The organism is Castellaniella sp. (assembly GCF_034674885.1).
In the GTDB taxonomy this organism is placed as follows: domain Bacteria; phylum Pseudomonadota; class Gammaproteobacteria; order Burkholderiales; family Burkholderiaceae_B; genus Castellaniella.
In genome coordinates, this window is the sequence record NZ_JAUCDS010000003.1 from 120872 (window position 1) to 146584 (window position 25713).

Below are 25713 nucleotides of genomic sequence, written 5' to 3' on the forward strand. Positions count from 1 at the left end.
AAATAACGAGATCATTTATCTCGATATCCGAAACACAGAGACTTACCGCCCCTCTTTCGCACTCGCATACCAGGAGACAACACAATGACGACAGACACGCGCCAGGCCGTTCAGGGCCTGCAGGCCATGACACCGTCCGAAGCATTCGTCGAAACCATGGTGGCCAACGGCGTCACCGAAATTTTCGGCATCATGGGCTCCGCCTTCATGGATGCCATGGACATCTTCGCCCCCGCCGGCATCAAGCTGATCCCGGTGGTTCACGAACAGGGCGCCGGCCACATGGCCGACGGCTATGCCCGCGTCAGCGGCCGTCACGGCGTCGTGATCGGCCAGAACGGCCCCGGCATCAGCAACTGCGTGACCTCGATCGCCGCCGCCTACTGGGCGCACACGCCGGTGGTCATCGTGACGCCGGAGGCCGGCACCACCGGCATCGGCCTGGGTGGCTTCCAGGAAGCCAAGCAATTGCCGATGTTCCAGGAATTCACCAAATACCAGGGCCACGTCACCCACCCCGCCCGCATGGCGGAATACACGGCGCGCTGCTTCGACCGAGCCAAATCGGAAATGGGCCCGACGCAGCTCAACATCCCGCGTGATTACTTCTACGGCCAGATCAAGGCTGAAATCCCCAAGCCCCAGGAACTGGATCGCGGCCCCGGCGGCGAACGTTCGCTGTCCGAAGCCGCCAAGCTGCTGTCCGAAGCCCGCTTCCCCGTGATCATCTCGGGCGGCGGCGTGGTCATGGCCGACGGCGTGGACGCCTGCAAGGCCCTGGCAGAGCGCCTGGGCGCACCGGTCGTCAACAGCTACCTGCACAACGACTCCTTCCCCGCCAGCCATCCGCTGTGGTGCGGCCCGTTGGGCTACCAGGGCTCAAAGGCCGCCATGAAGCTGATCCAGGACGCCGACGTGGTGCTGGCTCTGGGCACGCGACTCGGGCCTTTCGGCACCCTGCCCCAGCACGGCATGGACTACTGGCCCAAGGAAGCCAAGATCATCCAGATCGACGCGGACAGCAAGATGCTGGGCCTGGTCAAGAAGATCACCGTCGGCATCTGCGGCGACGCCAAGGCTGCGGCCGAGGACCTGACCCGTCGCCTGAGCACCATGACGCTGGCGTGCGATGCCACCAAGGCGGAACGGGCAACGCGCATCCAGGCCGAAAAGGACGCCTGGGAAAAGGAACTGGACAGCTGGGCCAACGAGAAGGATCCGTTCAGCCTGGACATGATTGCAGAAGCCGAGGGCGAGAAACCCTTCTCCGGGGGTTCCTACCTGCACCCGCGCCAGGTGCTGCGCGAGCTGGAAAAGGCCATGCCCGAGGACGTCATGGTGTCCACCGACATCGGCAACATCAACTCGGTCGCCAACAGCTATCTGCGCTTTGAAAAACCGCGCAGCTTCTTCGCCGCCATGAGCTGGGGCAATTGCGGTTACGCCTTCCCCACGATCATTGGCGCCAAGGTCGCAGCTCCGCATCGCCCGGCGATTTCCTACGCAGGCGACGGTGCCTGGGGCATGAGCATGTCGGAAATCCTGACCTGCGTGCGTCACAATATTCCCGTGACAGCCGTAGTCTTCCACAATCGCCAGTGGGGTGCGGAAAAGAAGAACCAGGTGGACTTCTACAACCGTCGTTTCGTGGCCGGCGAGCTGGACAACCCCAGCTTCGCAGAGATCGCCCGTGCCATGGGGGCCGAAGGCATCGTCGTCGACCGCCTGGAAGACGTGGGCCCGATGCTGAAGAAAGCCATCGATGCGCAGATGAACGACGGCAAGACCACGGTGATCGAGATCATGTGCACCCGCGAACTGGGCGATCCGTTCCGTCGTGACGCCTTGTCCAAGCCGGTTCGCCTGCTGGAAAAGTATCGCGACTACACCTGATCGCCGTCCCGGGAGCCGCCCCATGAAAACACTGGACGATCTGCTGGACGCCGCGCGCCACCACCCCATGCGGATCGTCCTGTGCGAGGGAGACGATTCCCGGGTGCTGCAGGCTGCCCGGCGGGCAGCCGAAGACGGCATTGCGCACATCCTGCTGCTGGGCGCCGACCCGGCCCGGGCGGGCGGCGCGGTGCAGTGCATCGATCCGCAGACCTGCGGCTGGCTGGATGCCTTTGCCGACACCCTGCTCAGCCTGCGCAGGCATCGCGGCATGACGCCGGAGCAGGCGCGCGACGCCGTTCTGGATCCCCTGACCTTCGCACACCTGATGGTCAGGGAAGGTCATGCGGACGGCGCTGTGTCCGGCGCGGTGCATACGACGGCGAACGTCGTGCGCACCGCCCTGCAGGTCCTGGGAAAACGCCCGGGCGTGCACACGGTGTCCAGTTTCTTCATCATGATGCGTGACGCGCCCTTCCCCACCCATGCCCAGGCCATGGTTTTTTCCGACTGCGGCCTGGTGATCGAGCCTTCGGCCGAAGAACTCGCGGAAATCGCCCTGGCATCCGCCCATAGCGCCCGCACTCTCCTGGGCGTCGAGCCGCGCGTGGCCATGCTGTCGTTTTCCACCCAGGGCAGCGCCCACCATGCAGAAGTCGACAAGGTCCGGCACGCCACCGAACTGGTGCGCGCGCAGGCTCCCGATCTTGCCGTGGAAGGCGAAATGCAGCTCGACACGGCTATCGTGCCCGAAGTCGCCTCTCGAAAATGGCCCGGCGCGTCCGTGGCCGGCCAGGCGAACGTGCTTATCTTCCCCAACCTGGCAGCCGGCAACATCGGCTACAAGCTCAGTGAGCGTCTGGGGGGGGTCACGGCACTGGGGCCGTTGCTGCAGGGCCTGAACAAGCCAGCCAACGACCTGTCTCGCGGATGTTCGGAAGACGACATCTATCAGGTCATTGCAGTGACTGCCGTCCAGGCACAGCATCAGGACGCGTGAACCGCGCAGGCGCCACCAGCACCTACCCCGCCGCTTGCCAGCGGCGCGGGTTCGTCAGGCCCGCATCTGCATCAGGGTCATGGATTCGGGGGCGATGATGGTGGCTCCGGTAAACGGGCGGTCGTACGACGCGATCAGGTACAGAGTGGCGCCAAAACTCAAGGAAAACAGAGCCAGGGCCAAGGCCAGCGGACGACGCTGGGTAGCGTGCAATTCGTAGATGACACAGGCCGCCACGAACAACAGCACCAGCACAGCGAACCATTTGTTCGTGCTGACCCGAGAATTGGCCACCAGCAAACGCTGATTGCGGGCCGATTCCACCTGCTGGACATAACGGCGCAGGTCCCGGGCGGCCTGCTCCATGCCGACCCGGGCCGCGCCGGCGTTCCGGGCCTGGATGTCGATGTGGACCGAGGTCTGTTCCAGCACGTCCAGCAGGTTTTCGGCCTTGCTGCTGGAGTCCCCGCGCGCCATCAACCGCCATTCTTCCTCGACGATTTCACGGATGTAATCGCTGGTCAGGCCAGTGACCTGCTCTCTGAGTTCAGCGGGCAGGTGCTTGGCCGTGCGCAAGACGTCAGCCACTGCAATGGCTTCCTGTTCGACGGCCGTGCGGCCCTTGGTTTCCTGCTGCCAGACGTCGGCCGCGACAAAGGCAATCACCAGGCCGGTGGGCAGCAGGATGCCGGACAGCATGGTGCTGGTCATGCTGGACTTCTGGCGGTTTGGCCAGACCCTGCGCATCCCCGCCATGATCAGGACGGCTGCAAGCGAGGTCAAACCGACGATGAGGACACACACAATGAAGAGCAAGCTATCCTGCAGGTCATACATGAAATCGAACATCCCGGCCTCTTGTCCTGATGCGTATGGTAGATTCTGTGCTTGCGGCCTCGCGCAAGATCTGGCCACATTATCACCGAATTCAAGCCGTTTTCGCCGGGGTGCGGCCCCGACCGTTTTCCGATGGACGACACCATGCCGATGAAGCCTTCCCTGTGCACCCGATCCCGCTGGATAATCCTGGCAGGCACGTTGGCGCTGGCCGCCTGCGCCAGCGGCCCGCAGGACAATCTGTCACTGATACCGGCACAGCTGGATCAGCAGACACAACAGAACGGCCTGTTCGCCCAACCCGTGAAATCGACCGAACAACGCCCGGGCTGCTCGGGCGAATGCCCGAAACTGGTTGTGGATTCCCTGAGCTTCCCCGGACACCCCCGCCTGACCAAACTGGTGGACCATGCCCTGGCCGCCATGACCTGGCTCGACGCCCAGCGACCCGCCCCCTACGATACGATCGGCAGCTACCGGGATTATTTCTGGACGACGGCCGGCCCGCGTGATGAAACGGATCTCACAGCCCGCACCCGCTACAGAAACAGCCGTCTGACGGTCGTCGAACTGAACGTTGGCCAGTACCGCACGGGCATGGCACATGGCATGTCTGGATCGCAGTTCCTGAACTGGGACAACCAGGCCGAAAAGGCGCTGACCATCGACAATCTGCTGGCACCCGGAGCCCGCCCCGCCTTCGACGAGGTGCTGAAAAAGGCCCACGACCGCTGGTTGCAGGAACACCGTGGCGACATCCAGAGCACGGACAATTTCGCCCGCATGTGGCCGTTTGTCTCCAGCGATAACGTCGGCCTGACGGACCAGGGCATCGTCGTCAAATACCAGCCGTATGAAATCGCCCCTTACGCCTGGGGGCAGCCCGAACTGCTGATCCCCTACCCGCAACTGCAGGGCATCCTGCGCCCGGCCTTCCTGCCGCCCCGCTCCTGAAACACTGTCTTGCAGGGCACGCCCCTGCAAGACATACGCATATAGCGGCACCGCATTATGCGCGCCCCTCATATCGTTTGACGAAACGATTCGTTCAGTCCCGGAGAAGAACTCTTTAAGCTGATGTCTCGATTCACCCGATGACGAGGCGTCCTCCCATGCGATTCCGATTGCTGCTGTCCCTGGCGGCCACCCTGGGCCTGGCGGGCATGACCCATGCAGCCAGCCTCACGCTGCTGAACGTCTCCTACGATCCCACGCGCGAACTCTACCAGGCCTACAACCAGGCATTCGCGCGCTACTGGCAGGACAAGACCGGCGACCAGGTGACGATCCGCCAATCGCATGGCGGATCCGGCAAACAGGCACGCTCGGTCATCGACGGCCTGCAGGCCGATGTGGTGACCCTGGCCCTGGCCCCGGACATCGACGCCATCGCCGCGCGCAGCGCCATCCGGACCGACTGGCAGCAGCAGCTGCCCTTGAACAGCGCCCCCTACACGTCCACCATCGTATTTCTGGTGCGCAAGGGCAATCCCAAGGGCATCCACGACTGGCCCGATCTGATCAGGCCCGGTGTGCAGGTCATCACGCCCAATCCCAAGACCTCCGGCGGCGCGCGCTGGAACTACCTGGCAGCCTGGGGGTACGCCTTGCGCCAGCCGGGCGGCAACGAAGAGAAGGCGCGCGAATTCGTGGGCAAGCTGTACAGGCACGTACCCGTGCTGGATTCGGGCGCGCGCGGGGCAACCACGACCTTTGTCGAGCGCGGCATCGGCGACGTGCTGCTTGCCTGGGAAAACGAGGCCTTCCTCGCCATTCAGGAACTGGGGCCGGACAAGGTGGACATCGTCGTGCCTTCGGTCAGCATCCTCGCCGAACCGCCCGTGGCGGTGGTGGACAAGGTCGTGGATGCGCGCGGCACGCGCGCGGTCGCCCAGGCCTATCTCGATTACCTGTATTCCGAGGCCGGCCAGGAGATCGCAGCCCGAAACCACTACCGGCCCACGCTGAAGGCCGTCGCGGACCGCCACGCGCAGCAGTTTCCCCCGATTGCGCTGTTCACCCTCACTGACGTAGCGCCGAACTGGGCCCAGGCGCAGAAGACGCATTTCGCCGACGGCGGCATCTTCGACCAGATCTACCAACCCGGCGCGCGCTGAAATCATGTCCAGCACTCTCGCATTGCGCGCCCCGGGTGTCCGACCCGTCCTGCCCGGCCGCAACCTGACCTTGGGCCTGACCCTGAGCTACCTGGGCCTGATCGTGCTGCTGCCCCTGTCGGCCATCCTGCTCAGCGCCTCGACGCTGGGGGCTGAGGCCTTCTGGCAAGCCGTCACCGCGCCCAGGGTGCTGGCCTCGTACCGGCTCAGCTTCGGCGGGGCTCTGCTGGCAGCGGCCGTCAACGTGGTGTTCGGCGGCATCGTCGCCTGGGTGCTGGTGCGCTACCGCTTTCCCGGCAAACGCCTGATCGATGCGCTGGTGGACCTGCCCTTCGCCCTGCCGACGGCCGTGGCCGGCATCGCCCTGACTGCGCTCTACGCCCCCAATGGCTGGCTGGGCGGGCTGCTGGCGCCCCTGGGCATCCAGGTGGCCTTCAAGCCGCTGGGCGTCGTGGTCGCACTGATCTTCATCGGACTGCCCTTCGTCGTGCGCACGGTCCAGCCTGTGCTGGAAGACATGGCTGCCGAATACGAGGAAGCAGCCAGCAGCCTGGGCGCCTCGCGCTGGCAGGTGTTCGCCCGCGTCGTCTTCCCGACCATCCTGCCGGCCCTGCTGACGGGCTTTGCCCTGGCCTTCGCCCGCGCGGCCGGGGAATACGGGTCCGTCATCTTCATCGCCGGCAACATGCCCATGGTGTCCGAAATCGCACCGCTGCTGATCCTCACCAAATTGGAACAGTACGACTATGCCGGGGCCACCGCCATCGCCCTGGTGATGCTGAGCATCTCTTTCGTCCTGCTGCTGGCCATCAATCTGCTGCAGGCCTGGGTGCGGCGGCATTCCACCTGATACCGACAGGACGCCTACCCACCATGAGCACCCTTGCCATCACTCCCCTCGATCTCGGCGCCCCTGCCCGGCCGGCCACCGAAGGCCGGTTGGTGCGTGGCGCCCTGATGAGCGTCGCCTGCGCCTTCCTGACCCTGTTCCTGTTCATCCCGCTGGCGGCAGTCTTCCACGAAGCCCTGGCCAAGGGTTGGGCTGCCTGCGTGGCCGCGATCGCCGATCCGGACGCGCGGGCCGCCATCCGCCTGACGCTGACGGCGGCGGGCATCGCCGTCCCCCTGAACCTGGTATTCGGGGTCTGTGCGGCCTGGGCCGTCACCCGTTTCGAATTCCGGGGCAAGCAGTTGCTCATCACCTTGATCGACCTGCCCTTTTCGGTATCCCCGGTCATTGCCGGACTGATCTATGTCCTGCTGTTCGGCGCCCAGGGCTGGTTCGGTCCCTGGCTGCAGGCGCACGACATCCAGATCCTGTTTGCCGTGCCTGGCATTGTGCTGGCCACCGTGTTCGTCACCGTGCCTTTCGTGGCGCGAGAATTGATTCCCCTGATGCAGACCCAGGGCAGCGACGAAGAAGAAGCGGCCATCGTGCTGGGCGCATCGGGTTGGCAAATGTTCTGGCACGTCACGCTGCCCAACATCCGCTGGGGGCTGTTCTACGGCGTGATCCTGTGCAATGCGCGCGCCATGGGTGAATTTGGTGCGGTGTCTGTCGTCTCGGGCCATATCCGGGGCCTGACCAATACGCTGCCGCTGCATGTCGAAATTCTCTATAACGAATACAACTTTGCCGCCGCCTTTTCCGTGGCATCCCTGCTGGCGCTGCTGGCCATGGTGACGCTGGCCCTGCAATCCCTGGCCCAATGGCGGCTGCGCGCCCAGGCAGCCCGAGTCGCATCGGAGTTTTCCTCATGAGCATCGAAGTCCGTCACATCCACAAGCAATTCGGCGCATTCACAGCCCTGGACGACGTCTCCCTGGCGTTTCCCGATGGGCGTCTGACCGCCTTGCTGGGACCTTCGGGTTGCGGCAAGACTACGCTGCTGCGCATCATCGCCGGGCTGGAGCACCCGGACCGGGGCCAGGTCCTGCTGGAAGGCCAGGACGCCTCGCACACGCACGTGCGCCAGCGCCAGGTCGGTTTCGTCTTCCAGCACTATGCCCTGTTCAAGCACATGACGGTGTTCGAGAACGTGGCCTTCGGCCTGCGGGTCAAGCCGCGCCGGCAGCGGCTCAGCGAACAGCAGATCCGGGACAAGGTCATGGGACTGCTGGAACTGGTGCAGTTGGCCTGGCTGGCCGATCGCCGGCCCGCCGCCCTGTCAGGCGGACAGCGTCAGCGCATCGCCCTGGCCCGGGCCCTGGCGGTAGAGCCGCGCGTGCTGCTGCTCGACGAGCCCTTCGGCGCTCTGGACGCCAAGGTCCGCAAGGAACTGCGCCGCTGGCTGCGCCGCCTGCACGACGAACTGCACATGACCAGCCTGTTCGTCACCCACGATCAGGAAGAAGCCCTGGAAGTCGCCGACGAGGTCGTCATCATGAACAAAGGCCGGGTCGAACAGACGGGCGCCCCGCAGACCGTCTACGACCATCCGGAAACGGCCTTCGTCTATGGCTTCCTGGGCCATGTGAACCTGTTCCAGGGGCGCGTGCGCGACGGCCGGCTGCACACCGGCGGCGCGGCGTTGGAAATGCCAGGGCTGGACGACGCAGCCGATGCGCCGGGCACCGCCTACGTCCGGCCCCACGACATCCAGATCGAGCCTTGGCCGCCCGCCGGCCAGCCCCCCGTGTCCCAGGGATTGCTGGTCGATCTGCAGCGAGCCCACGCCTTCGGGCCTTTGGCGCAGCTTGAACTGCGGCGCGAAGACACGCAGGAGATCATCGAGGTCGTCATGCCCAGTCAGGAATTCGACCGGATCCGCGCGCAGGGCCACCGGCGCTTCATCGCCCGGCCGCGCCACGCACGGGTGTTCCTGAACTAACGGCCCGGCGCGGTGTCCTCGAAACGCCCGAGGTCGAAATAGCGGGAAAAAGAAGACGGATCGTCCTTGGCTGCCGGCTGCCTGGGTTGGGCTGGCGCGGCAGCGGATGGCGCGGAATCGGGTGCCGCATCCTGCGCTGCGGCACCGGGCGAAACGGGCACCGCCTGCGCGTCTCGCGGGGCGGCGTCCTGGCCCTGCCGGCGGCGCTGTTCCACCCGCTGCGCCACGGCAGTCAGCTGCGCGGCCAGCGCTGTGTGGTTGCGCTTGAGCGCCCAGTCAGCCGCCGTTTCTCGGGCCGTATTGAACATGGTCGGATCGGCGCCGTGCGACAGGAGCAGCTGCGCCATGGCGGGCTTGCCTGACAGCGCAGCCATCATCAGCGGCGTGGTGCCGTCCGGCCCGGGCGCGTTGACGATGGCCCCCCAGTCGATCAGCAGGCGTGCCGTCTCGACCTGCCCCTTGGACGCCGCGTAGTGCAGAGGTGTCCAGCCCAGGCGGTTGACCTGGGCGCCAGCCTGGATCAGCCCGGCGGCCCGTTCGTTCTGCCCCAGGATGCACAAGTACATCAGGGCGGTTTCGTCATGGGCATTGGGCTGATCGACCTTCACGCCCGGCGCGATCCGCAGCACGTCAAAGACGCGCCAGGATTGGTCGCGGGCTGCCTGGGTCAAGGCCGGATTGCCCAGGGCATTGACGGCGTTGGGGTCCGTTCCACGCAGCAGCATGCCCTGGATTGCGGACACATCGTCGCGGCGGATGGCAGACCACCAGTCCGCCGTCGGCGCGCGCTGGGCCTGAGCGGCGGCGACCCACAGCAGACTACCCAGCAGCAGCGCCGCCAGCCACAGCCCCGAGACCTTCCGGGCGGGCCAGCGCCGTCCAGCGGGAACGGGCATTCTTGAAAAAGGGGTTGTGCAATCGGACCACATGGCGGAAACCTCCGTCGGAAACTATCGATGGGCGCGGCACCGGCCTGCCGGCCGCCCGAGGGGCATGCCTCCAGGCGTGTCCCGGCCCATTGGGCTCTACTGCTTGATTTTGTCGAACAGCGTGAAGTAATTATCCGCCGTGACCTGCTCGATGACCGACACCGGCAGGCCGCGCAATTCCGCAATTTTCTCGGCGACGTGCACGACCTTGGACGGGTCGTTCATCTTGCCCCGATACGGCACCGGCGCCAGGTAGGGAGAATCGGTTTCGATCAGCATGCGATCCAACGGCACCTTGCGCGCCACATCCTGCAGGGAAACCGCATTCTTGAAGGTCACGATGCCGGAAAAGGAGATGTAGAAACCCAGGTTCATGGCAGCCTGCGCCACATCCCAGGATTCCGTGAAGCAGTGCATCACGCCGCGATCGGCCTGCTCTTCGCGCATCAGGCGGATCGTGTCCTCGGCCGCCGAGCGGGTATGGATGATCAGCGGCAACCCCGTCTGACGAGAGGCCTGGATATGGAGGCGAAAACGGTCCCGCTGCCAATCCAGGGGTTCCTGCAACCGGTAATAGTCCAGGCCGGTTTCACCGATGGCCACGACCTTGGGGTGGGCTGCCCGGGAGAGCAGATCGTCCAGCGTGGGCTCGGTGGCGTCGGCGTCCTCGGCGTCGTTGTCCGGATGCACGCCGACCGAGGCATGCAGGTGGGGATGGGATTCCACGATCGCCATCAGCCCCGGCCAGTCGTGCAGGTTGACGCTGACCACAAGCGCGTGCCCGACTGCATTTGCCTCCATGCGGGTCAGGATGTCGGGCAACTGGGCCTTCAGATCGGGGAAATTCAGATGGCAGTGGGAATCGACGTACATATCAGATCAGCGGCATCAGGATGGACGGCCTGCAACGGGCCGCACGGCATGCAACAGGCGCTGGGCGGCGTGGTCGCCCAGCAGTTTGGGATTCAGGGGATGCTGGGCCAGGCGGCGCTGTTCCTGCAGCCACTGGCCGGCCTGGGCCAGGGATCCGGCATCCAGGGTGCGGGCGATTCGCAGAATGCCGGCTTCCTGTTCAGGATAATAGCGCGCGGGCAGATCGTGCGTGGCCAGGCTCAGGTCCAGCCAGAGGCGCTGAAAGCCATCCAGCCAGACGGCAGGCTCCAGAGCGATCAGGGCATCGGCCAGGGAAGCAGAGGCCCCGCCTCGGATCGCCAGATCCAGAAACAGCTCGAGCCAGGCCGGCGTGGCCGGCTCTCGGGCTTGATCCAGGGCCAGCAACGGCGCGCCACCGGCCGCTGCCAGGCGCGATGCGGCATGATCGACGTCATGCTGCTGCAGCCAGGCCAGAGCCTGTTCGGTATCCGGGACCGGCAAAGGCAGGCGCCGGCAGCGGGACACCAGCGTGGGCAGCAGCCGGTCAGGCGCATGCGCCACCAGCAGGAAGACGGTATGCGCTGGCGGTTCTTCCAGAATCTTCAGCAGCGCATTGGCTGCGATGGTATTCAGCGATTCGGCGGGATACAGCAGCGCCACCCGCCAGCCGCCGCGATGCGTGGCGGTGTTGAACCAGGGCAACAAGCTGCGGATCTGCTCGATGCGGATATCTCGCGAGGGCTGTTTTTTGGTGCCCGACTCGTCGCCATCCTCTGCTGCGGCGCCCTCCAGGGCGGCCACGGCATCCGGACGGATGCGCCGCAAATCCGGGTGGTTCCCGGCCCGCACCCAGCGGCAGGCCTGGCATTGTCCACAGGCCAGGCCGGATTGGGGAGACTCGCACAGCAGGCTGGCGGCGCCTGCCGCTGCGAACGTCCGCTGGCCGATGCCCGGCAGGCCATGGACCAGCCAGGCATGCGCGAAACGATCACGATCCGCCAGCCAGTCTCGAGCCAGCGCCTGCTGCCAGGGCAAGAAATCGAACCCAGTCATGCGCCGCCCCGCGTTGCGCTCTGCGCGGCGTCGCCACCGTGCGTTTTCAGCAAATCGCGCAAGGCCGATGCCAGGTGTTCGCGAATATCCGGAATGCTGCGGCGGGCATCGATCAGGCGAAACCGCGCCGGGTCATCAGCCACTCTGGCGTGATAGGCCTGGCGGGTACGTTCGAAGAACGCGGCGCCTTCCTGCTCGAAGCGGTCGGCCGCTGCCCTGCCCTGCTGCAGGCGCGCGCGCGCCGTTTCCAGGGGCACGTCGAACAGAAAAGTGCAATCCGGGCCCTGCCCCTGCTGCACCCAGTCCTCCAGCACGCGGATGGCGGGCGCCCCCAACTCGCGCCCGCCGCCCTGATAGGCGAACGAGGCATCCGTATAGCGGTCGCACAGCACCCACTGGCCGCGCTCCAGCGCTGGCCGGATGCGGGTGTTCCAGTGCTCGTTGCGGGCGGCGAACATCAGCAGGGTTTCAGTACGCAGGTCCATGGCCTGGTGCAGCACGAGTTCGCGCAACTGTTCGCCCAGCGGCGTACCGCCGGGCTCGCGGGTCTCCAGCAGGTCGATGCCCGCTTCGCGCAGCCAGCCGGCCATCCAGTTCGCGTGCGTGCTCTTGCCGGCCCCGTCCAGGCCTTCCAGGGTGATGAAGCAGCCGCGCAGCGTCATGAGATCAATTCCGCTTGAGGATGTATTTGCCGACGGCCTGGTTGTGCGCCGACAGGTTCTTGGAAAATTCGCTGGTGCCGTCTCCCCTGGAGACGAAGTACAGGAAATCGTGTCGTTCCGGGTGGGTGGCAGCCATCAGGGCTGCCTTGCCGGGATTGGCGATCGGTGTGGGGGGCAGACCAGGACGAGTATAGGTGTTCCAGGGAGTGTCCTGCTCCAGGTCTTTCTTGCGCAGACGGCCCTGGTAGCGGTCGCCCATGCCGTAGATCACGGTAGGGTCGGTCTGCAGCGGCATGCCGATGCGCAGACGATTGATGAACACCCCCGCGATGCGGGCCCGATCGCTGCCGTGGCCGGTTTCCTTTTCCACGATGGAGGCCAGGATCAGCGCCTGATAGGGAGTTTCCAGCGGCAAGCTGCGGTCGCGCTGGGCCCACAGGCGATCCAGCGTCTGGCGGCCAGCCTGGGCGGCGCGGCGCAGGATGTCCAGATCGGAGGCTCCCGGGGCGAACACATAGGTATCGGGATAGAACAGGCCTTCCAGTGAAGTCTCGTCCAGCCCGAGCTTGCGGGCAATGGCGGCATCGTCCATGCCCCGAGTGTCGTGCCGCACCTGCGGGTCTGCATCCAGCGCGGCGCGCATCTGGGCGAAGGTCCAGCCTTCGGGAAACGTCAGGCGCGCCTGGGTCATGTCGCCATTGGCCATGCGTTCAAGCAGCAGCCAGGGCGTATCCCCGGCGCGGGCCTCGTAGGCGCCCGCCTTGAGCAGTTTGTCGCGGCCGCTGAGCCGCGCCAGCCAGACGAAGGCATGGGGTTCGATATCGATGCCGGCCGCCTGCATGGCCTGGGCGATCTGGCGCGGGGTGCTGCCCGTGTCGATGATGTAGTCCACGACCGGCGTCGGCATGGGCACCGGCCGCTGCCAGCCCCACCAGGCCGCGCCGCCGATCCCCGCGCCGATCAGGACCAGACCAGCGATCAGCAGCCAGATGAACAGTCGCAGTAGCTTTTTCATGGACGCCAGTTTAACTGGAACGCCGGAAAAGGAGCCGAAGGGGGATGTTACCGTTCGCAGTGCTCAGCTGGCGCTGCTCCCGAGAATCAGGCGATCCATCTCCGCCTTGGGTGTGCTGCAATATTCCCGCGCCAGCACCAGGTAGAACCCCAATCCCAGCAGCGCCCAGCATCCCAGGGCAATCCAGGCGGGCGTCTCCAGGAAGGCAGGCGAACCCGGCACCAGCAACAGGCCCAGCAGGCCGATGCTGCAGATCATCCCTGCCAACGCGACCAGTTTCTTGCCGGGGGCGACTTCCTTGCAGAAGGCAGGCGCCCGCTGCGCAGCCGACCACTTGAACAGCCGATAGGCAACGGCGCAATAGTAGATGAAGGCAATCGAAATCCCCACTGCCGACATGTCCACGACCCATAGCAGGACCGAACGACCGAACCAGGGCGCCAGCAGGCAGATGGCGCAGATGAACACGATGCTGGCGCATGGCGTGCCGTGTCGGCCATGGAGACGGCAGAACACCGCCGGCAGCGCCTTGGCGCGGCCCATGGCAAACATCAGCCGGCTGCACGAGATGTAGAAGCCGATCAGGCCTGTGAAGATCCCCATGCACAAGGCCACCACCAGCGCAGTCAGGCCTGCGGTGCCCAGGATATTCTGGACGGCCAACCCGGTGCCCCACAGGGCCTGGCGATCCACCAGCTCCATCCATGGCATGGCCAGGCCCGTCGCGACGATCATGATGGAGTAATGGGCTGCAGCCACGGCCAGCGCCGCCAGGATCAGGCAGGTCGCTTTCGCAGGTGAGAAATTGAACTCCTCGGCTGCCTGGGGCACCGTGTCGAAGCCGACGTAGGCCCAGGGTGAAATGGCGACAATGGCGGCAATTGCAGACCAGGACGGCAAGCCCGGCTTGTAGAGCGGCATCAGATTGCCGAAAGACGTTGCCGGAGAGGCCGACATCGCAGCCGTGACACCGGTCGCGGCGACGATCAGCAGCACACAGAAATAGAACTGCGTCTGCGCCGTGGCATCCGCGCCCCGGACATTGAGCCAGGCGAACAGGACCAGCACGGCGCTGGCGATCAGCACTTCCACGAGATACACATCCCAGCCAGCGATGTTGTAGAGCAGGCCCGTCCTGACGATGTCCGGCACCAGGAATTTGATCATCAGGGCGAAGGCCGAGGCATTGAGCGCCACAATGGCGGCATAGCCCAGGATCAGAAACCAGCCGCATAGAAAGGCATGCTTGCGCCCGAACGCCAGGTAGGCGTAGGTGAACGCACCCCCGGTGATCGGATAGGCCTTCACCAGAAAGCCGGTGCTCAGGCCGACCAGGCTGAGTATCAAGGCGCCGATCCACAGCCCGATGATGACCCCCATGGGGCCTGCGGTATTCATCCATTCCACCGGCAGCACAAAACTGCCCCAGCCGATGGCCGAGCCAAAGGCGATGGCCCAGACCCAGTGAGGTTTGAAGGTTTTTTCAAGGGTGACTCGACCCGCTGTCGTTCCCGACATGATTGTCTCCTAAAGCATCATTTTTTTATTGTTTTTATTTCAATAATCGAAATTTATGAACTAGTCTATTGGATTCCAGGCACGTCGCGTAGGGCCACCGACCAGCTATCGTAGGAGCCAGGTCGATAGCGCGCGGCATGGGTCGCTGCAAAGAAAAAGGACTGCCTCGGGCAGTCCTTTTTCTTTCGCGCCAAGGCGCGTTCGAGCGCCTTTCGCTGGCCGGTCAGAGGACCTCGTCTCGCAGGTAGTAATACCTGTAGAGCATTGCCTGCCCCAATCGGCGGAAGGGCGCGAAGGGGTGGCCCTGCAAGGGCGAGTTATAGATCGGGAGATCCCACTGCGGGCCGTTCTTGCCGACGACGCGCTCGGCCAGTCGCCGACCGGCCTGGGCCGAGAACGACACGCCGTTGCCGCCGTAGCCGATGGCATAGTAGATCTGCTGGGCAGGATCGGGCTGGGTGATGCGCGGCATCATGTCATGACTCACGTCCACCCAGCCCCACCAGGAATACGCGATCGGCACGTCCTTCAGCGCTGGAAACTTGCGCGCCAGGCCCTGCTTGAGCAGGTCCAGGTGCTTCGGGTTCTCCGCATCGGCGCCCTTCAGCGCGCTGCGGCTGCCGATCTGCATCGAACCATCGGGCAGCAGGCGATAGTAGAAGCGCAAGGTGCGCGTATCCGTGATGAAGGTCGTGCTTTTCAGCCCGGCCGCATCCCGTTCCTGCTGTGTCAGCGGGCGCGTCACCATCGAATTCGACAGGATCGGCATGATTTTGTTGCTGAGCAGCGGGTGCAGACCCTGAGGCGTGTAGCCACCGGTCGCCACCGCCACCCGGCGCGCCCGCACGACGCCGCCCGGCGTACGCAGATGATGCACGCCATTGACGGTTTCCCAGCCGTGGACCGGGCTGCCGGTATAGATCTTCACCCCCAGTTCCCGCAGGCGGCGCAGGTAGCCGAAGGCCAGCTTCAGCGGATGGATGCCGACGCCATCGGGTTCGTGCAGCGCGCCGGCAGCCTCGCGGTCCATGGCATAGCGTTCCCACAGTTCTTCGCGACTCAGCATCCGGGTGTCATAGCCGAACTGCTCGCGCATGACGCGGCACAGATTTTCCAGGAACGCCAGTTTCTTCGGGCGATGCGCCGTATACAGGTGACCGCCGGGCTGGGCGTCGCATGGGAAGCGCTCTACCAGGCTTTTCCAGTACTCGAAGCCCTCGTGGATTTCACGATCCAGGCGCTTGGCCGTATCCAGCCCCCAGCGTTCGATCCATTGAGTGCGATACAGGCGACCGGACGCGTTCTGCCCCTGGCCGCCGTTGCGGCTGGTGCAGCCCCAGGATTCGCGATTGGCTTCCAGGATGATCGGGATGACGCCGTGCTCTTCGGCCAGGTTCAGGGCCGTCACCAGGCCGGTGAAGCCCGAACCGATGATGACGACATCCGCATCGATGTCCTGGGTGATCGGGCCGTCATCGGGCGGCGGGTCTCCTGCTGTGCCCACCCAGTACGTGGGGGCGTACTGTTGGTTGCGCCCTGAGGGCGACACCAGGGGATCGTAGCGCGGATCGTAGGAACTGGTGGCGCGCGGTGCGGCGGCTGACGATCGCTCGAGCGCGCCATCCGATGAAGCAGAAGTCAAAGTAGCCATGATGTCTCCGGACAATAAAGGCCCAGCGCGAGCGGTTCAGGCTTGTGCAGGCAGATTGGGGCGCTGTTTACGAAACGCGTTCTTGAGCAGGATCTTGCCGTCCTTGAAGATCAGCAGGTCCACCATATTGGCTTCGATCCTGGAACCGTCGGCCGCCGTCCCGGTAAACGTGGACTCCATGACGCCGCGATCACCCGACACCCAGCAGCGCGCATTGCGCCAGGCTGCATCGGGGATGGTCTGCCAGGCCGATTCGAACGCCTTGCGCACCGCGACCGGGCCCTCGTGCCGCGCGCCACAGACCTCGGGACCCGCCACGCCTTCGAAGACGCAATCCGCGTGCATGGCGGACATCAGCGCATCGATGTCGTGACGGTTCCAGGCTTCACCGAAAGCCTCGAGGGTGGATAGCAATTGGTCCTGGGTCATGGGGATAGTCTCCTGTCTGATTCGTGCCGGCCCGCTGGACGCTGCCGCATCGTTGATGCTCATACAGTAGGAGAACGCCCGAATCTGGTCTAGGGCCAGTGACTACGTTTCTGTGGCACCAGATGGTCCAGCAGTGCCTGCCCTGCCCCGCGCCAGGGTGCGGATCAGGGACAGCAGCGTCTGCATGTTCACCCCGGCTTCCAGATCGAGGCCGATGGAATGCGGGTAATAGCTGCTCAGGTCCTGGTTCACACCGATGGCCAGGATCTCGATGCCGCGCTCGAGCGTGTAGTGACGCACGATCCGGCGCAGATGGGCGTCCAGGAATCCAGGCGGGTTGGCCAGAATGCTGGCGCTATCCATCGGGCCACCGTCAGACACCACCCACAGGATCTTGCGGCGGCTGTCCGGCTGTTCCAGCAGACGGTCACAGGCCCACTGCACGGCTTCGCCATCGATACCCTCACGAAACAGATCAGGTTTCATGACGGCCGTCAGGCCCAGGCGCCCCTGCTGGCGCGCCATGTCGCGCGACCAGAAGATCAGGTGCTGCACTTCGTTCAGGCGCCCGGGCGGCACAGGCCGCCGGCCGGCCGCCTGCCATTCTCGGGCCGGGCGACCACCGTTCCAGGCGCCTGTAGTAAAGCCCAGCAGCTCGAAAGGCACGCCGGCGCGCTCGAAAACCCGCCCCAACAGGTCCATCAGCAAGGCCAGCTGCAGGCCATGATGCCGCATGGATCCAGAGCAATCCAGAAGCAGGGAAATCCTGGCCTGCGCCACGGGCACGTCCCGATCGCGAAAGAAGACCCGTTGGTCCCCGGGCGAACTGATCAACTGCGCCAGGCGGCTGCCGTCGATCAGGCCGTCCTCCTGGGCGAACAGGCGACCCTCGGGCTGCGGCCTGAACAGGGCGCGTTGCAGGGTCTGCGCCAACCGGGACAAGGACCAGGGCAGACGGGCCAGTTCCTGGTCCAGGCGATGGCGGTATTCCTGCAGCAGGGCCGGACGCACCAGTCCGGCGGCATGCAGGACACGATCATGGCGCCGGGTCCAGACGGCGTACCCGGTGTCGACCGTCAGCGCAGCCGTCAGATCCCCCGAGGCCTGGCCGCCCGTCTCGTCCTCGTCCCCATCCGATGGCAACAACGCCACAGAGAAATCCAGGTGTCGCTTTGCAGGTCGCTGCTTGTCCCGCCCGATCAGATCCTGGAACCATCGCGCCAGCGCCATTGCCAGGTTCGCCGCCACGGGCGCATAGGCAGCCTGATCCGCGTGCAGTCGGCGCAGTCGGGCCAGGGGACTGGCCAGCAGGGGCCCCATGCGATAGCGGGCGGATTCGGTCAGGTCTTCCAGGCGCTCTGGGATGGGCTCGTCGAACAAGCGGCTTCTGGCCACCAGCGCCAGGCAGAGCAGATGCTGGCCGGTGCGGGTTTCGAGCAGGCCCGCGCCCTCGAACAGAAACAGCCAGCGCTCAAAACGCTGGCGCAAATTGGTCCGCATGCCCGGCCAGCATTCTGGGGCCAATGCCTCGACGCGCCATTGTTCCAGCCATTCGAAGATCAGCCCGGCGACCGGGTCCTGATCCGGGCTGTGTTCCCTGTGCAGCTTCGCGTCGGAGCACAGCAGGCGCTGGGCCAGCGCATCGGCCAGCGCCCGATAGGCCGGCGGATCGTCCAGCCCCGGCTGTGTTTGCAGATGAGGCGCCCCGTCGGGCAGGGGCCGATCGCCATTCCAGGGCCGGCCGCCCTCGAAATGCACCCTGGGCTCGCGGGCCAAGGCCCGGACCGCAGCGGCAGCGCGGGCTTCCAGCGCGTGGCGACGAACCCAGTCGCGTGAATCAGGCGCCGCCATGCGGGGCTGGTGTGCCAGGCGTGGCCGCCAGTTCCTCGTCGAAACAGCGCTGATAGTATTCCGCCACGATGGCCTGCTCCGAGGCATCGCACTTGTTCAGGAAGGCATAGCGGAAGGCCCTGGCGGTTGAACGAAAAATCTGCAGATTCTCGGCCCAGGAAATCAGGGTGCGTGGCGACATCAGCGTGGACAGGTCTCCACTTTGGAAACCTGCCCGTGTCAGGGCGGCGACCTCGACCATGGCGGCGATCAGGCGGCGTCCTTCGGGGGTGTCCAGCGTCGGCACCTGCGCAGCCACGATCCCGGCCTCGGCCTCCGGGCTCAGGTAGTTCAGGGCCGCGACGATGTTCCACCGGTCCAGTTGCGCATGATTCAGACGCTGGACGCCGTAGTACAGGCCGCTGGTGTCCCCCAGCCCCACACTGTTGGCGGTGGCGAACAGGCGAAAGCCCGAATGCGGTGCGATGACCCGGTTCTGGTCCAGCAGCGTGAAATGTCCGTCGCGTTCGAGGATGCGCTGCAGCACGAACATGACCTCGGGCCGGCCCGCATCGTATTCATCCAGCACCAGCGCCATGGGCCGCTGCAGCGCCCATGGCAGGATGCCTTCCTTGAATTCGGTGATCTGCTGGCCATCGCGCAGCACGATGGCATCGCGCCCGACCAGGTCCAGGCGACTGACGTGGCCGTCCAGATTGACCCGGATGCAGGGCCAGTTCAAGCGGGCAGCCACTTGTTCGATATGGGTGGACTTGCCCGTGCCGTGCATGCCCTGGATCAGCACCCGGCGGTTGCAGGAAAACCCCGCCAGGATGGCCAGCGTCGTATCCGGGTCGAAGCGATAGTTCGGGTCGACTTCGGGCACGTGATCGCTGGGCTCGGCGAACCCCATGACCTCCAGGTCGCTGTCCAGGCCGAAACACTCGCGCACCGGCACCTGTCGGGTGGCCAGGTCCGTGTCCACCAGGCGTTTCATGACACCTTCTCTTGGCGCGCAGCAGGCTCGGCGCGTTCGGGATAGCTGCGCGCCTCGATGTCCGCCAGCGCATCCGCCGCGCGGCGCAAGGCCGGCAGGCTGTCGCTGATGCGCTTGCCCTGGAACCTGAGCGTCGGCGCCTGGATGGCGACGGCCAGATTGGATTTCCCGGACAGCACCGGCACCCGCACGGCGATGCAAGTCAGGCCGGGCAGGAATTCCTCGTTGTCCATGGCATAGCCGTCGGCCACCGCCCGCTGCAGTTCGGCTTCCAGGGCCTGCGGGTCGGTAATCGTCATGTCCGTGTATTTTTCCAGAGTGCCGGGCACCAGCAGGCGTCTGCGCTGGGAAGGTGTCATCTGCGCCAGAAACAGCTTCCCGCTGGCCGAGCAATGCACCGGCACCCGCGACCCCGGATGCAGATAGAAGCGCAGTGGCGCCGGCGTTTCCACCCGGTCCAGATACAAGACCTCGCTGCCGGCGCAGCTGGTGATGTTGCAGCTCTCGCCTACTTCGGCCACCAGCGTGCGCAGCACGTTGCGCCGGGCGCCATGCATGGTGTTGTTCAACAGCAGGTTTTCCGCGATCCGCCGCAGGCGCGCAGCAGTGCTGTAATGACGCCCGTCTCCATCGCGCTGGATCATGCCGGCGCTATCGAGCTGCTGCAGCATGCGGTGCAGCGTAGGCTTGGGAAGCCCCAGTTCTTCGACCAGGCTTTGCAGCGAGAAATACTGGTCCTTTTCTGCAATCACTTCCAGGAGAGCAAACAAACGGATGGCCGGCGTATCGCCGTCCAGTTTGCTGGGCATCGGGGCAAGTTCAACTGGACTCATGGGATTTCACGCTTTATATTTCAATAACAGGAACTTATTGTACCGATTTTAATATTTTTGGCTAGATCAATGATGCATATCGGAATCGCAGGCGCAGGCGTGCTTGGCCGGCTGCTGGCCTGGCAACTGAGTCGCGCCGGCCATCGTGTGGCCGTCTATGACCCGGCCGACGGCCCGCTGGCCAGAGGGGCCGCCGGATGGACGGCGGCAGGCATGCTCTCGCCGTCGGCGGAACTGGAATGCGCCGACCTGGGAGTTTTCCAGGATGGCCTGGACTCGATCTCCCTGTGGGCCGAGATCGTGGCGGCGCTACCCGACGCCCCGGACTTCGACTGCCAGGGCAGCCTGCTGCTGGCCCATCGGGGCGACGGAGGTGCCGCGCATCGCCTGGTGGATCTGATCGAGCGCAAGGCGCCCGAAGAGCACCGCCCGCAACAGCTGTCCGCACATGATCTGAGCCGGCTGGAACCGGACATCCACGGTCCTTCTCTGGCCTGGTTCCTGCCGCACGAGGGCGCCATCAATCCTTTGCAGCTCATGCCGGCCCTGCACGCAGGCGCCCAGGGGGTGGACTGGCATTGGGGCCAGCCGGTGGACGATATCGGCGAGGGTTTCCTTGCGGCTGGCGGCAAACGCCACACATTCGATCATGTGTTCGACGTGCGTGGTCTGGGCCAGCGGCCTGCCAGCGGCCCAGCCGCCGGCTGTGCGGACGTGCGCGGCGTGCGTGGCGAAATCTTCCTGATGCGCGCGCCGGATGTGCGACTGAGCCGGCCGGTGCGCCTGCTGCATCCGCGCCACCGCGTCTACATCGTGCCGCGACACGATCATCATTTCATCATCGGCGCCAGCGAAATCGAAAGCGAGGACCGGTCTCCGGTGTCGCTGCGCAGCACGGTCGAGCTGCTGGCGGCCGCGCACAGCGTGCTGCCCGGCCTGGCCGAAGCGCGCCTGGTCATGGCCGACACCAATCTTCGACCGGCACTGCGCGACAATCTGCCCCGGATCGAACAGGCTGCGGGGCTGACCCGCATCAACGGGCTGTTCCGTCACGGCTGGATGATCGCCCCCGCCATGGTCGCACGCGCCCTGCGTCAGGCCGACATCCCCTTTTCTCCCCCAGGAGCCCCTGCAGCATGAACACGATCCCCATTCACTTCAATGACGAGCCGCGCTGTGTGCCCGAAGGCAGCAACCTGCAGCAGGCCGTGGCGCTGCTGGCCCCGGATCCCGGCGACGCGCCGCCCACATCGATCGCCACCGCCCTGAACGGCAGGCACATCGCCCGTGCCCAGAGGGAAAGCACACCGCTGTCCGCCGGGGATCACATCACCACGTTCGCACCCATCGTAGGAGGCTGAATCCATGAACTGGACCATTGCGGGCGCTACGCTCGAGAGTCGTTTTTTCCTCGGGACGGCCGCCTACCCGTCCCCCCAGGCCATGGAAGACGCCGTGCGCGCCTCCGGCACCCAGGTCATCACGGTCAGCCTCAAGCGCCAGGCGGCAACCGGAGCCGACAGCGGGCGCACTTTCTTTTCCATGATCCGGGAACTGGGCTGCCATCTGCTGCCCAACACCGCCGGCTGCCGCACGGCGGCCGAGGCCGTGTCCCTGGCGCACATGGCGCGGGAAGTCTTCGAGACGTCCTGGATCAAACTGGAAGTCATCGGGGACGAACACACGCTGCAGCCCGACGTCTTCGAACTGGTCGCTGCCGCCGATACCCTGACACGCGACGGCTTCCAGGTCTTTCCCTATTGCACGGACGATTTGATCGTCTGCCAGCGCCTGCTGGATGCAGGCTGTCCGGTCCTGATGCCCTGGGCGGCGCCCATCGGCTCCGGCCAGGGCCTGATTCACCTGTCGGCCCTGCGTACCCTGCGTGAACGCCTGCCCGACACGCCCTTGATCGTCGACGCCGGCATCGGTTCACCCATGGATGCCGTCCAGGCCATGGAACTGGGCTTCGATGCCGTGCTGCTGAATTCGGCCGTCTCACGCGCACTGGACCCGGTGCGCATGGCGCAGGCCTTCAAGTGGGCGATCGAGGCGGGGCGGCTGGCCTGGGAAGCCGGCATCATGGCCGAACAGGACATGGCGGTTGCCACCACGCCAGTCACCGGCCGCCCCTTCGTACTGGCCTGACGCCCTGCAGGCTACTTCCGCTGCTCGTTGGCGGTCTTCACCATGCTGTCGTACAGCGTGAGGATGCGCGACCGGTAGGGGAAAACCATCTGGGCGAAATTGCTCTGGGAATCCAGGACTTTCTTGAAGAACGGGTTGGCCGCCGCATATTTCGCAGTGACCTTGCGTTCTTCTTCGATGAAGCGCGTGTAGTAATCGGCAGGCGTATCCAGCACCTTCACGCCTTCCTTGTCCATGAACTCGTGCAGGGCAACGGAGTTGTCGTAGATGTTGGCATCCAGGGTGTCGGCGATGTTCGCCTTGGCCGCGATCCGGATGATTTCCTTCAGGTCGTCAGGCAGCGATTTCCAGTAATCGCCGTTGATGAAGATCTGTCCGATGTCGGTCTGCTGGTGCAGCCCCTGCAGATAATAGTATTTCCAGATTTTCTGCAGGCCCAGATTGCGGTCGTCGGCCGGCCCGATCCATTCAGCCGCATCGATCACGCCGCGTTGCGCCGAGGGCACGATGTCCCCGCCCGGCACACCCACGGCCGCGATGCCCATGGCCTGATACGTTTCCCCGGGGATGCCCGGAGGAGAGCGGTATTTGAAGCTCTTGAATTCATTGACGTCCTTGATCGGCTTCTTGAACCATCCCAGGGGGTCGGGACCCATGGGTTGCATCAGGAACGCCTTGACGTTGTAGTGCATCACGTCTTCCAGGAGTTCCTTGTAAAGCTGCTCGCCGCCCCCCTTGTAGTACCAGGCGACCATGCTGGCCTGGTCCAGGCCCGTGCTGGCCGGCGCATTCGAAAACAGCACGAACGCGGAATTCTTGCCGGAGAAATAATTGGGCCAGACATAGCCCGCCTTGACCACGTCATTGCTGACTGCATCCAGGATCTCGAACGGTCCCACGACGGCGCCGGCTGCCAGCACCTCGACCTTCAGCCGGCCGCCAGACATCAGGTCCACCTGCTTGGAGAACTGTTCCAGCAGCTTGAAGTACAGGCTGGCGTTCGGAACTGCCGTCTGGATGGAAAATTTGTAGATTTGTTGATCGGCCGCCTGAGTCACGGCGGGCGCGCTCATCAGCAAACCGGCCGAAATGCATAGTATGCCAGCGAGTTTGGCTTTAAAAACACGAATCATGATGGTCTCCTTGAGTCAAACAGATTTGACAAGCTCGATCACGCCATGGCCCCCCTCCGTAAGAATGGGTCTATCAATCCGCGAGTCCCGTGACCTGCGGCAACCAATGCACCAGAATCGGGAATTTGATGAGCACCAGGACGACCAGCACCTGCAGGCCGACGAACTGGATCATGCCCAGGTAGATGTCCTTCATGCTCCACTGCGGGACGACGCCCTTGAGGAAATATGAGGACAAGGCCAGCGGCGGCGTCAGCCAGGAAGTCTGCAGGGTCACGGCGACCAGGATGCTGAACCAGAGGATGTCGAAGTCCAGGCTGTGAGCGACGGGCAACAGGATGGGCACGACCACCAGGACGATCGGGATCCATTCCAGCGGGCCGCCCAGCAGAAAGATCAGGAACAGCATCAGCAGCAGCATGATCAGCGGCGAGACCGGCAAGGACGTCAGAATTTCGGTGATCAGCTGTCCGCTGCCCAGGCGCGCAAAGACCGCGCCGAAGAAATTGGCCGCACCGATCAGGAACATGATGAAGGCGCTGACTTCCATCGTCCTGATGACGGAGATGCCCAGGGCTCGCCAGCTCATGCGCCGATAGACGAGGGTCAGCGCCAGCGAGGCGAACGCGCCCGTGGCCGCCGCGTCGGTCGGCGTGGTCACCCCGCCGACGATGAGCCCCAGCGTGGAAAGAATGACGACCGTGATGGGAATGACGCCGACGAACAGCTCGCGCATCTTGTCGAGGAACGTCAGCGGCGGGCCCTCGTAGGGAATCGGCGGGCCCAGCTTGGGATTGAGCTGGCAGCGGATGATGGTATAGATGAGGTACGTGCCCGAGAGCATCAGGCCAGGAATCACGGCGGCGGCAAACAGGGTGGATACGGGAATCCCGACCAAAGGCCCCATGACGATCAGCATGACGCTCGGGGGAATCAGGATCCCCAGGGTCCCCCCTGCGGCAATCACCCCAGCGGACAGGCGGGTGTCGTAATTGCTGCGGATCAGCATGGGGGCGGCCATGACGCCCAGAACCGTCACTGACGCGCCGACGATGCCGGTGGCCGCCGCAAACAGCGTGGCGGTCGCCAGGACAATGACGTAGAGCGAGCCCTTGTATTTTCCCAGCATGATCTGCAAGGCGCGAAACATGCGATCCATCAGGCCGGACTGGTCCAGGATGTAGCCCATGAACAGAAACAGCGGGATGGCGGCCAGCTCGACGCTGGTCATCAGGGAAAAGAACTGGTAGGTCAGCAGGTTGAAGACCTGCTGACCGATGGCCATGAAGCCGAACAGCAAGGCCACGAAGATGAACACGAACGCCATCGGGAAGCCGGTGAGCACACCCACTACGGCGACCAGCAGGGATACGAGGCCGAGGACGGGATCGCTCATGATTGGGATTCCTTGTTCCGGAAGGGGGTGTTGTGCCGAATGACCCAGCAGGCCTTGATCAGTTCAGCCACGCCTTGCAGCAGCAGCAGAAAGACCGTGATCGGAATCACGGCCTTGAGCGGATAGATCGGCGGCATCCACGGACTTTGCGGGTAGAGCTCGTGCTGCGCCCAGGACCGGCTGGCGAACTGCAGGCTGACCATGAAGAACAGGGCCATGGCCGGGAAATACAGCACGACGTACATCAGCGCATCCATCATGGCCTGCCAGCGCGGCTTGAGCAGGGCAAGCAGGAAATCCGCCCGGACATGACTGCCCTTTTGCAGCGCATATGCCGCCCCCAGCATGAACACCGCGCTGGAGAGCATATAGGTCATGTCATAGGCCCAGATGGTCGGCTTGTTGAAGATGTAGCGCGACGTCACTTCGTAGACCAGCGCACCGGTCAGCGGCAGGATCAGCCAGGCGGCCAGCTTGCCGACCAGCAGCGACGGATACTCCAGCACAGCCAGCAGCCTGCGCAGTCCGGGAGACGGTTCTCTATCCTTGTCCATAGGGAGCTCCTTGG

Annotated in this window: 25 protein-coding genes; 10 read left to right on the plus strand and 15 right to left on the minus strand. The window is 64.7% G+C overall.

The window, feature by feature from the left end:
- The first annotated feature begins 84 nt into the window (after nt 1-84).
- Together xsc and pta are read left to right on the plus strand one after the other, a co-directional pair.
- On the plus strand, nt 85-1893 hold the full coding sequence (gene xsc / locus VDP74_RS03675) for a sulfoacetaldehyde acetyltransferase (protein ID WP_322998270.1): 1809 nt from the start codon (nt 85-87) through the stop codon (nt 1891-1893).
- A 22-nt stretch (nt 1894-1915) separates the two neighbouring features.
- Entirely contained in the window at nt 1916-2893 is a 978-nt protein-coding gene (gene pta, locus VDP74_RS03680) for a phosphate acetyltransferase (RefSeq protein ID WP_322998271.1), read from the plus strand.
- 54 nt (nt 2894-2947) lie between these two features.
- Here the strand turns inward: pta and VDP74_RS03685 are convergent, their stop codons facing one another.
- On the minus strand, nt 2948-3604 hold the full coding sequence (locus tag VDP74_RS03685; RefSeq protein ID WP_322998272.1) for a hypothetical protein: 657 nt from the start codon (nt 3602-3604) through the stop codon (nt 2948-2950).
- 270 nt (nt 3605-3874) lie between these two features.
- On the opposite strand from VDP74_RS03685, the gene VDP74_RS03690 reads away from it, so the two are divergent.
- From VDP74_RS03690 to VDP74_RS03710, 5 genes are all read left to right on the plus strand, one after another.
- Nucleotides 3875-4684, plus strand: a complete 810-nt coding sequence (locus tag VDP74_RS03690) for an RsiV family protein (RefSeq protein ID WP_322998273.1) — start codon at nt 3875-3877, stop codon at nt 4682-4684.
- 158 nt (nt 4685-4842) lie between these two features.
- Nucleotides 4843-5847 (plus strand): sulfate ABC transporter substrate-binding protein, encoded by a 1005-nt coding sequence (locus VDP74_RS03695; RefSeq protein WP_322998274.1) that lies wholly within the window; start codon nt 4843-4845, stop codon nt 5845-5847.
- A gap of 4 nt (nt 5848-5851) precedes the next feature.
- On the plus strand, nt 5852-6697 hold the full coding sequence (gene cysT, locus VDP74_RS03700) for a sulfate ABC transporter permease subunit CysT (protein WP_322998275.1): 846 nt from the start codon (nt 5852-5854) through the stop codon (nt 6695-6697).
- Nucleotides 6698-6720: 23 nt separating this feature from the next.
- On the plus strand, nt 6721-7608 hold the full coding sequence (cysW, locus tag VDP74_RS03705) for a sulfate ABC transporter permease subunit CysW (protein ID WP_322998276.1): 888 nt from the start codon (nt 6721-6723) through the stop codon (nt 7606-7608).
- A complete protein-coding gene (locus VDP74_RS03710; RefSeq protein ID WP_322998277.1) occupies nt 7605-8678 on the plus strand; it encodes a sulfate ABC transporter ATP-binding protein in 1074 nt (357 codons plus the stop codon). The genes cysW and VDP74_RS03710 overlap by 4 nt, the downstream gene beginning before the upstream one ends.
- Here VDP74_RS03710 and VDP74_RS03715 read toward each other — a convergent pair.
- From VDP74_RS03715 to VDP74_RS03765, 11 genes are all read right to left on the minus strand, one after another.
- Nucleotides 8675-9574 carry an ankyrin repeat domain-containing protein gene (locus VDP74_RS03715; protein WP_322998278.1) on the minus strand — a complete coding sequence of 300 codons (900 nt, stop codon included), beginning with the start codon at nt 9572-9574 and terminating at the stop codon, nt 8675-8677. The two genes, VDP74_RS03710 and VDP74_RS03715, sit on opposite strands and share 4 nt — an antisense overlap.
- A gap of 129 nt (nt 9575-9703) precedes the next feature.
- A complete protein-coding gene (locus VDP74_RS03720; RefSeq protein ID WP_322998279.1) occupies nt 9704-10480 on the minus strand; it encodes a TatD family hydrolase in 777 nt (258 codons plus the stop codon).
- Nucleotides 10481-10495: 15 nt separating this feature from the next.
- Nucleotides 10496-11533: a DNA polymerase III subunit delta' gene (gene holB, locus VDP74_RS03725; RefSeq protein ID WP_322998280.1), complete on the minus strand. Its 1038-nt coding sequence runs from the start codon at nt 11531-11533 to the stop codon at nt 10496-10498.
- On the minus strand, nt 11530-12195 hold the full coding sequence (tmk, locus tag VDP74_RS03730; protein WP_322998281.1) for a dTMP kinase: 666 nt from the start codon (nt 12193-12195) through the stop codon (nt 11530-11532). The genes holB and tmk overlap by 4 nt, the downstream gene beginning before the upstream one ends.
- A 4-nt stretch (nt 12196-12199) precedes the next feature.
- Nucleotides 12200-13210, minus strand: a complete 1011-nt coding sequence (gene mltG, locus VDP74_RS03735; protein WP_322998282.1) for an endolytic transglycosylase MltG — start codon at nt 13208-13210, stop codon at nt 12200-12202.
- A gap of 63 nt (nt 13211-13273) precedes the next feature.
- Nucleotides 13274-14728, minus strand: coding sequence for an APC family permease (locus VDP74_RS03740; RefSeq protein WP_322998283.1), 1455 nt, complete (start codon nt 14726-14728; stop codon nt 13274-13276).
- Nucleotides 14729-14951: 223 nt separating this feature from the next.
- Nucleotides 14952-16379, minus strand: coding sequence for an FAD-dependent oxidoreductase (locus VDP74_RS03745; RefSeq protein WP_322998284.1), 1428 nt, complete (start codon nt 16377-16379; stop codon nt 14952-14954).
- 36 nt (nt 16380-16415) lie between these two features.
- Nucleotides 16416-16808: a nuclear transport factor 2 family protein gene (locus tag VDP74_RS03750; protein ID WP_322998285.1), complete on the minus strand. Its 393-nt coding sequence runs from the start codon at nt 16806-16808 to the stop codon at nt 16416-16418.
- 102 nt (nt 16809-16910) lie between these two features.
- The gene (locus VDP74_RS03755; RefSeq protein WP_322998286.1) at nt 16911-18659 is read right to left on the minus strand and encodes a cobaltochelatase CobT-related protein; all 1749 of its coding nucleotides are present in this window, start codon (nt 18657-18659) and stop codon (nt 16911-16913) included.
- On the minus strand, nt 18646-19635 hold the full coding sequence (locus tag VDP74_RS03760) for a MoxR family ATPase (RefSeq protein ID WP_322998287.1): 990 nt from the start codon (nt 19633-19635) through the stop codon (nt 18646-18648). The genes VDP74_RS03755 and VDP74_RS03760 overlap by 14 nt, the downstream gene beginning before the upstream one ends.
- The gene (locus tag VDP74_RS03765) at nt 19632-20468 is read right to left on the minus strand and encodes an IclR family transcriptional regulator (protein WP_322998288.1); all 837 of its coding nucleotides are present in this window, start codon (nt 20466-20468) and stop codon (nt 19632-19634) included. The genes VDP74_RS03760 and VDP74_RS03765 overlap by 4 nt, the downstream gene beginning before the upstream one ends.
- Nucleotides 20469-20540: 72 nt before the next feature.
- Here VDP74_RS03765 and VDP74_RS03770 point away from each other — a divergent pair, with 72 nt between their 5' ends.
- The 3 genes from VDP74_RS03770 to VDP74_RS03780 are packed head-to-tail and all read left to right on the plus strand — an operon-like array spanning nt 20541 to nt 22616.
- A complete protein-coding gene (locus VDP74_RS03770; protein WP_322998320.1) occupies nt 20541-21608 on the plus strand; it encodes an FAD-dependent oxidoreductase in 1068 nt (355 codons plus the stop codon).
- Nucleotides 21605-21829 (plus strand): sulfur carrier protein ThiS, encoded by a 225-nt coding sequence (thiS, locus tag VDP74_RS03775; protein WP_322998289.1) that lies wholly within the window; start codon nt 21605-21607, stop codon nt 21827-21829. The genes VDP74_RS03770 and thiS overlap by 4 nt, the downstream gene beginning before the upstream one ends.
- A gap of 4 nt (nt 21830-21833) precedes the next feature.
- Nucleotides 21834-22616, plus strand: a complete 783-nt coding sequence (locus tag VDP74_RS03780) for a thiazole synthase (protein WP_322998290.1) — start codon at nt 21834-21836, stop codon at nt 22614-22616.
- Between the two features lie 11 nt (nt 22617-22627).
- On the opposite strand, the gene VDP74_RS03785 is transcribed toward VDP74_RS03780, so the two are convergent.
- From VDP74_RS03785 to VDP74_RS03795, 3 genes are all read right to left on the minus strand, one after another.
- Entirely contained in the window at nt 22628-23689 is a 1062-nt protein-coding gene (locus VDP74_RS03785) for a TRAP transporter substrate-binding protein (RefSeq protein WP_322998291.1), read from the minus strand.
- Nucleotides 23690-23822: 133 nt separating this feature from the next.
- Nucleotides 23823-25145: a TRAP transporter large permease gene (locus VDP74_RS03790; RefSeq protein WP_322998292.1), complete on the minus strand. Its 1323-nt coding sequence runs from the start codon at nt 25143-25145 to the stop codon at nt 23823-23825.
- Nucleotides 25142-25699, minus strand: coding sequence for a TRAP transporter small permease subunit (locus VDP74_RS03795; protein WP_322998293.1), 558 nt, complete (start codon nt 25697-25699; stop codon nt 25142-25144). The genes VDP74_RS03790 and VDP74_RS03795 overlap by 4 nt, the downstream gene beginning before the upstream one ends.
- Nucleotides 25700-25713 lie beyond the last annotated feature (14 nt).

What these genes read in the sequence shown, in the direction of transcription:
- cysW (WP_322998276.1), top strand. Translation starts at nt 6,721, where the DNA reads ATGAGCACCCTTGCCATCACTCCCCTCGATCTCGGCGCCCCTGCCCGG.
- VDP74_RS03765 (WP_322998288.1), bottom strand. Translation starts at nt 20,468, where the DNA reads ATGAGTCCAGTTGAACTTGCCCCGATGCCCAGCAAACTGGACGGCGAT.
- xsc (WP_322998270.1), top strand. Translation starts at nt 85, where the DNA reads ATGACGACAGACACGCGCCAGGCCGTTCAGGGCCTGCAGGCCATGACA.
- VDP74_RS03715 (WP_322998278.1), bottom strand. Translation starts at nt 9,574, where the DNA reads ATGCCCGTTCCCGCTGGACGGCGCTGGCCCGCCCGGAAGGTCTCGGGG.
- VDP74_RS03770 (WP_322998320.1), top strand. Translation starts at nt 20,541, where the DNA reads ATGCATATCGGAATCGCAGGCGCAGGCGTGCTTGGCCGGCTGCTGGCC.
- VDP74_RS03755 (WP_322998286.1), bottom strand. Translation starts at nt 18,659, where the DNA reads ATGGCGGCGCCTGATTCACGCGACTGGGTTCGTCGCCACGCGCTGGAA.
- VDP74_RS03695 (WP_322998274.1), top strand. Translation starts at nt 4,843, where the DNA reads ATGCGATTCCGATTGCTGCTGTCCCTGGCGGCCACCCTGGGCCTGGCG.
- VDP74_RS03780 (WP_322998290.1), top strand. Translation starts at nt 21,834, where the DNA reads ATGAACTGGACCATTGCGGGCGCTACGCTCGAGAGTCGTTTTTTCCTC.
- thiS (WP_322998289.1), top strand. Translation starts at nt 21,605, where the DNA reads ATGAACACGATCCCCATTCACTTCAATGACGAGCCGCGCTGTGTGCCC.
- mltG (WP_322998282.1), bottom strand. Translation starts at nt 13,210, where the DNA reads ATGAAAAAGCTACTGCGACTGTTCATCTGGCTGCTGATCGCTGGTCTG.
- tmk (WP_322998281.1), bottom strand. Translation starts at nt 12,195, where the DNA reads ATGACGCTGCGCGGCTGCTTCATCACCCTGGAAGGCCTGGACGGGGCC.
- VDP74_RS03760 (WP_322998287.1), bottom strand. Translation starts at nt 19,635, where the DNA reads ATGAAACGCCTGGTGGACACGGACCTGGCCACCCGACAGGTGCCGGTG.
- VDP74_RS03795 (WP_322998293.1), bottom strand. Translation starts at nt 25,699, where the DNA reads ATGGACAAGGATAGAGAACCGTCTCCCGGACTGCGCAGGCTGCTGGCT.
- VDP74_RS03685 (WP_322998272.1), bottom strand. Translation starts at nt 3,604, where the DNA reads ATGACCAGCACCATGCTGTCCGGCATCCTGCTGCCCACCGGCCTGGTG.
- VDP74_RS03720 (WP_322998279.1), bottom strand. Translation starts at nt 10,480, where the DNA reads ATGTACGTCGATTCCCACTGCCATCTGAATTTCCCCGATCTGAAGGCC.
- VDP74_RS03710 (WP_322998277.1), top strand. Translation starts at nt 7,605, where the DNA reads ATGAGCATCGAAGTCCGTCACATCCACAAGCAATTCGGCGCATTCACA.
- VDP74_RS03785 (WP_322998291.1), bottom strand. Translation starts at nt 23,689, where the DNA reads ATGAGCGCGCCCGCCGTGACTCAGGCGGCCGATCAACAAATCTACAAA.
- VDP74_RS03690 (WP_322998273.1), top strand. Translation starts at nt 3,875, where the DNA reads ATGCCGATGAAGCCTTCCCTGTGCACCCGATCCCGCTGGATAATCCTG.
- cysT (WP_322998275.1), top strand. Translation starts at nt 5,852, where the DNA reads ATGTCCAGCACTCTCGCATTGCGCGCCCCGGGTGTCCGACCCGTCCTG.
- VDP74_RS03740 (WP_322998283.1), bottom strand. Translation starts at nt 14,728, where the DNA reads ATGTCGGGAACGACAGCGGGTCGAGTCACCCTTGAAAAAACCTTCAAA.
- pta (WP_322998271.1), top strand. Translation starts at nt 1,916, where the DNA reads ATGAAAACACTGGACGATCTGCTGGACGCCGCGCGCCACCACCCCATG.
- holB (WP_322998280.1), bottom strand. Translation starts at nt 11,533, where the DNA reads ATGACTGGGTTCGATTTCTTGCCCTGGCAGCAGGCGCTGGCTCGAGAC.
- VDP74_RS03750 (WP_322998285.1), bottom strand. Translation starts at nt 16,808, where the DNA reads ATGACCCAGGACCAATTGCTATCCACCCTCGAGGCTTTCGGTGAAGCC.
- VDP74_RS03790 (WP_322998292.1), bottom strand. Translation starts at nt 25,145, where the DNA reads ATGAGCGATCCCGTCCTCGGCCTCGTATCCCTGCTGGTCGCCGTAGTG.
- VDP74_RS03745 (WP_322998284.1), bottom strand. Translation starts at nt 16,379, where the DNA reads ATGGCTACTTTGACTTCTGCTTCATCGGATGGCGCGCTCGAGCGATCG.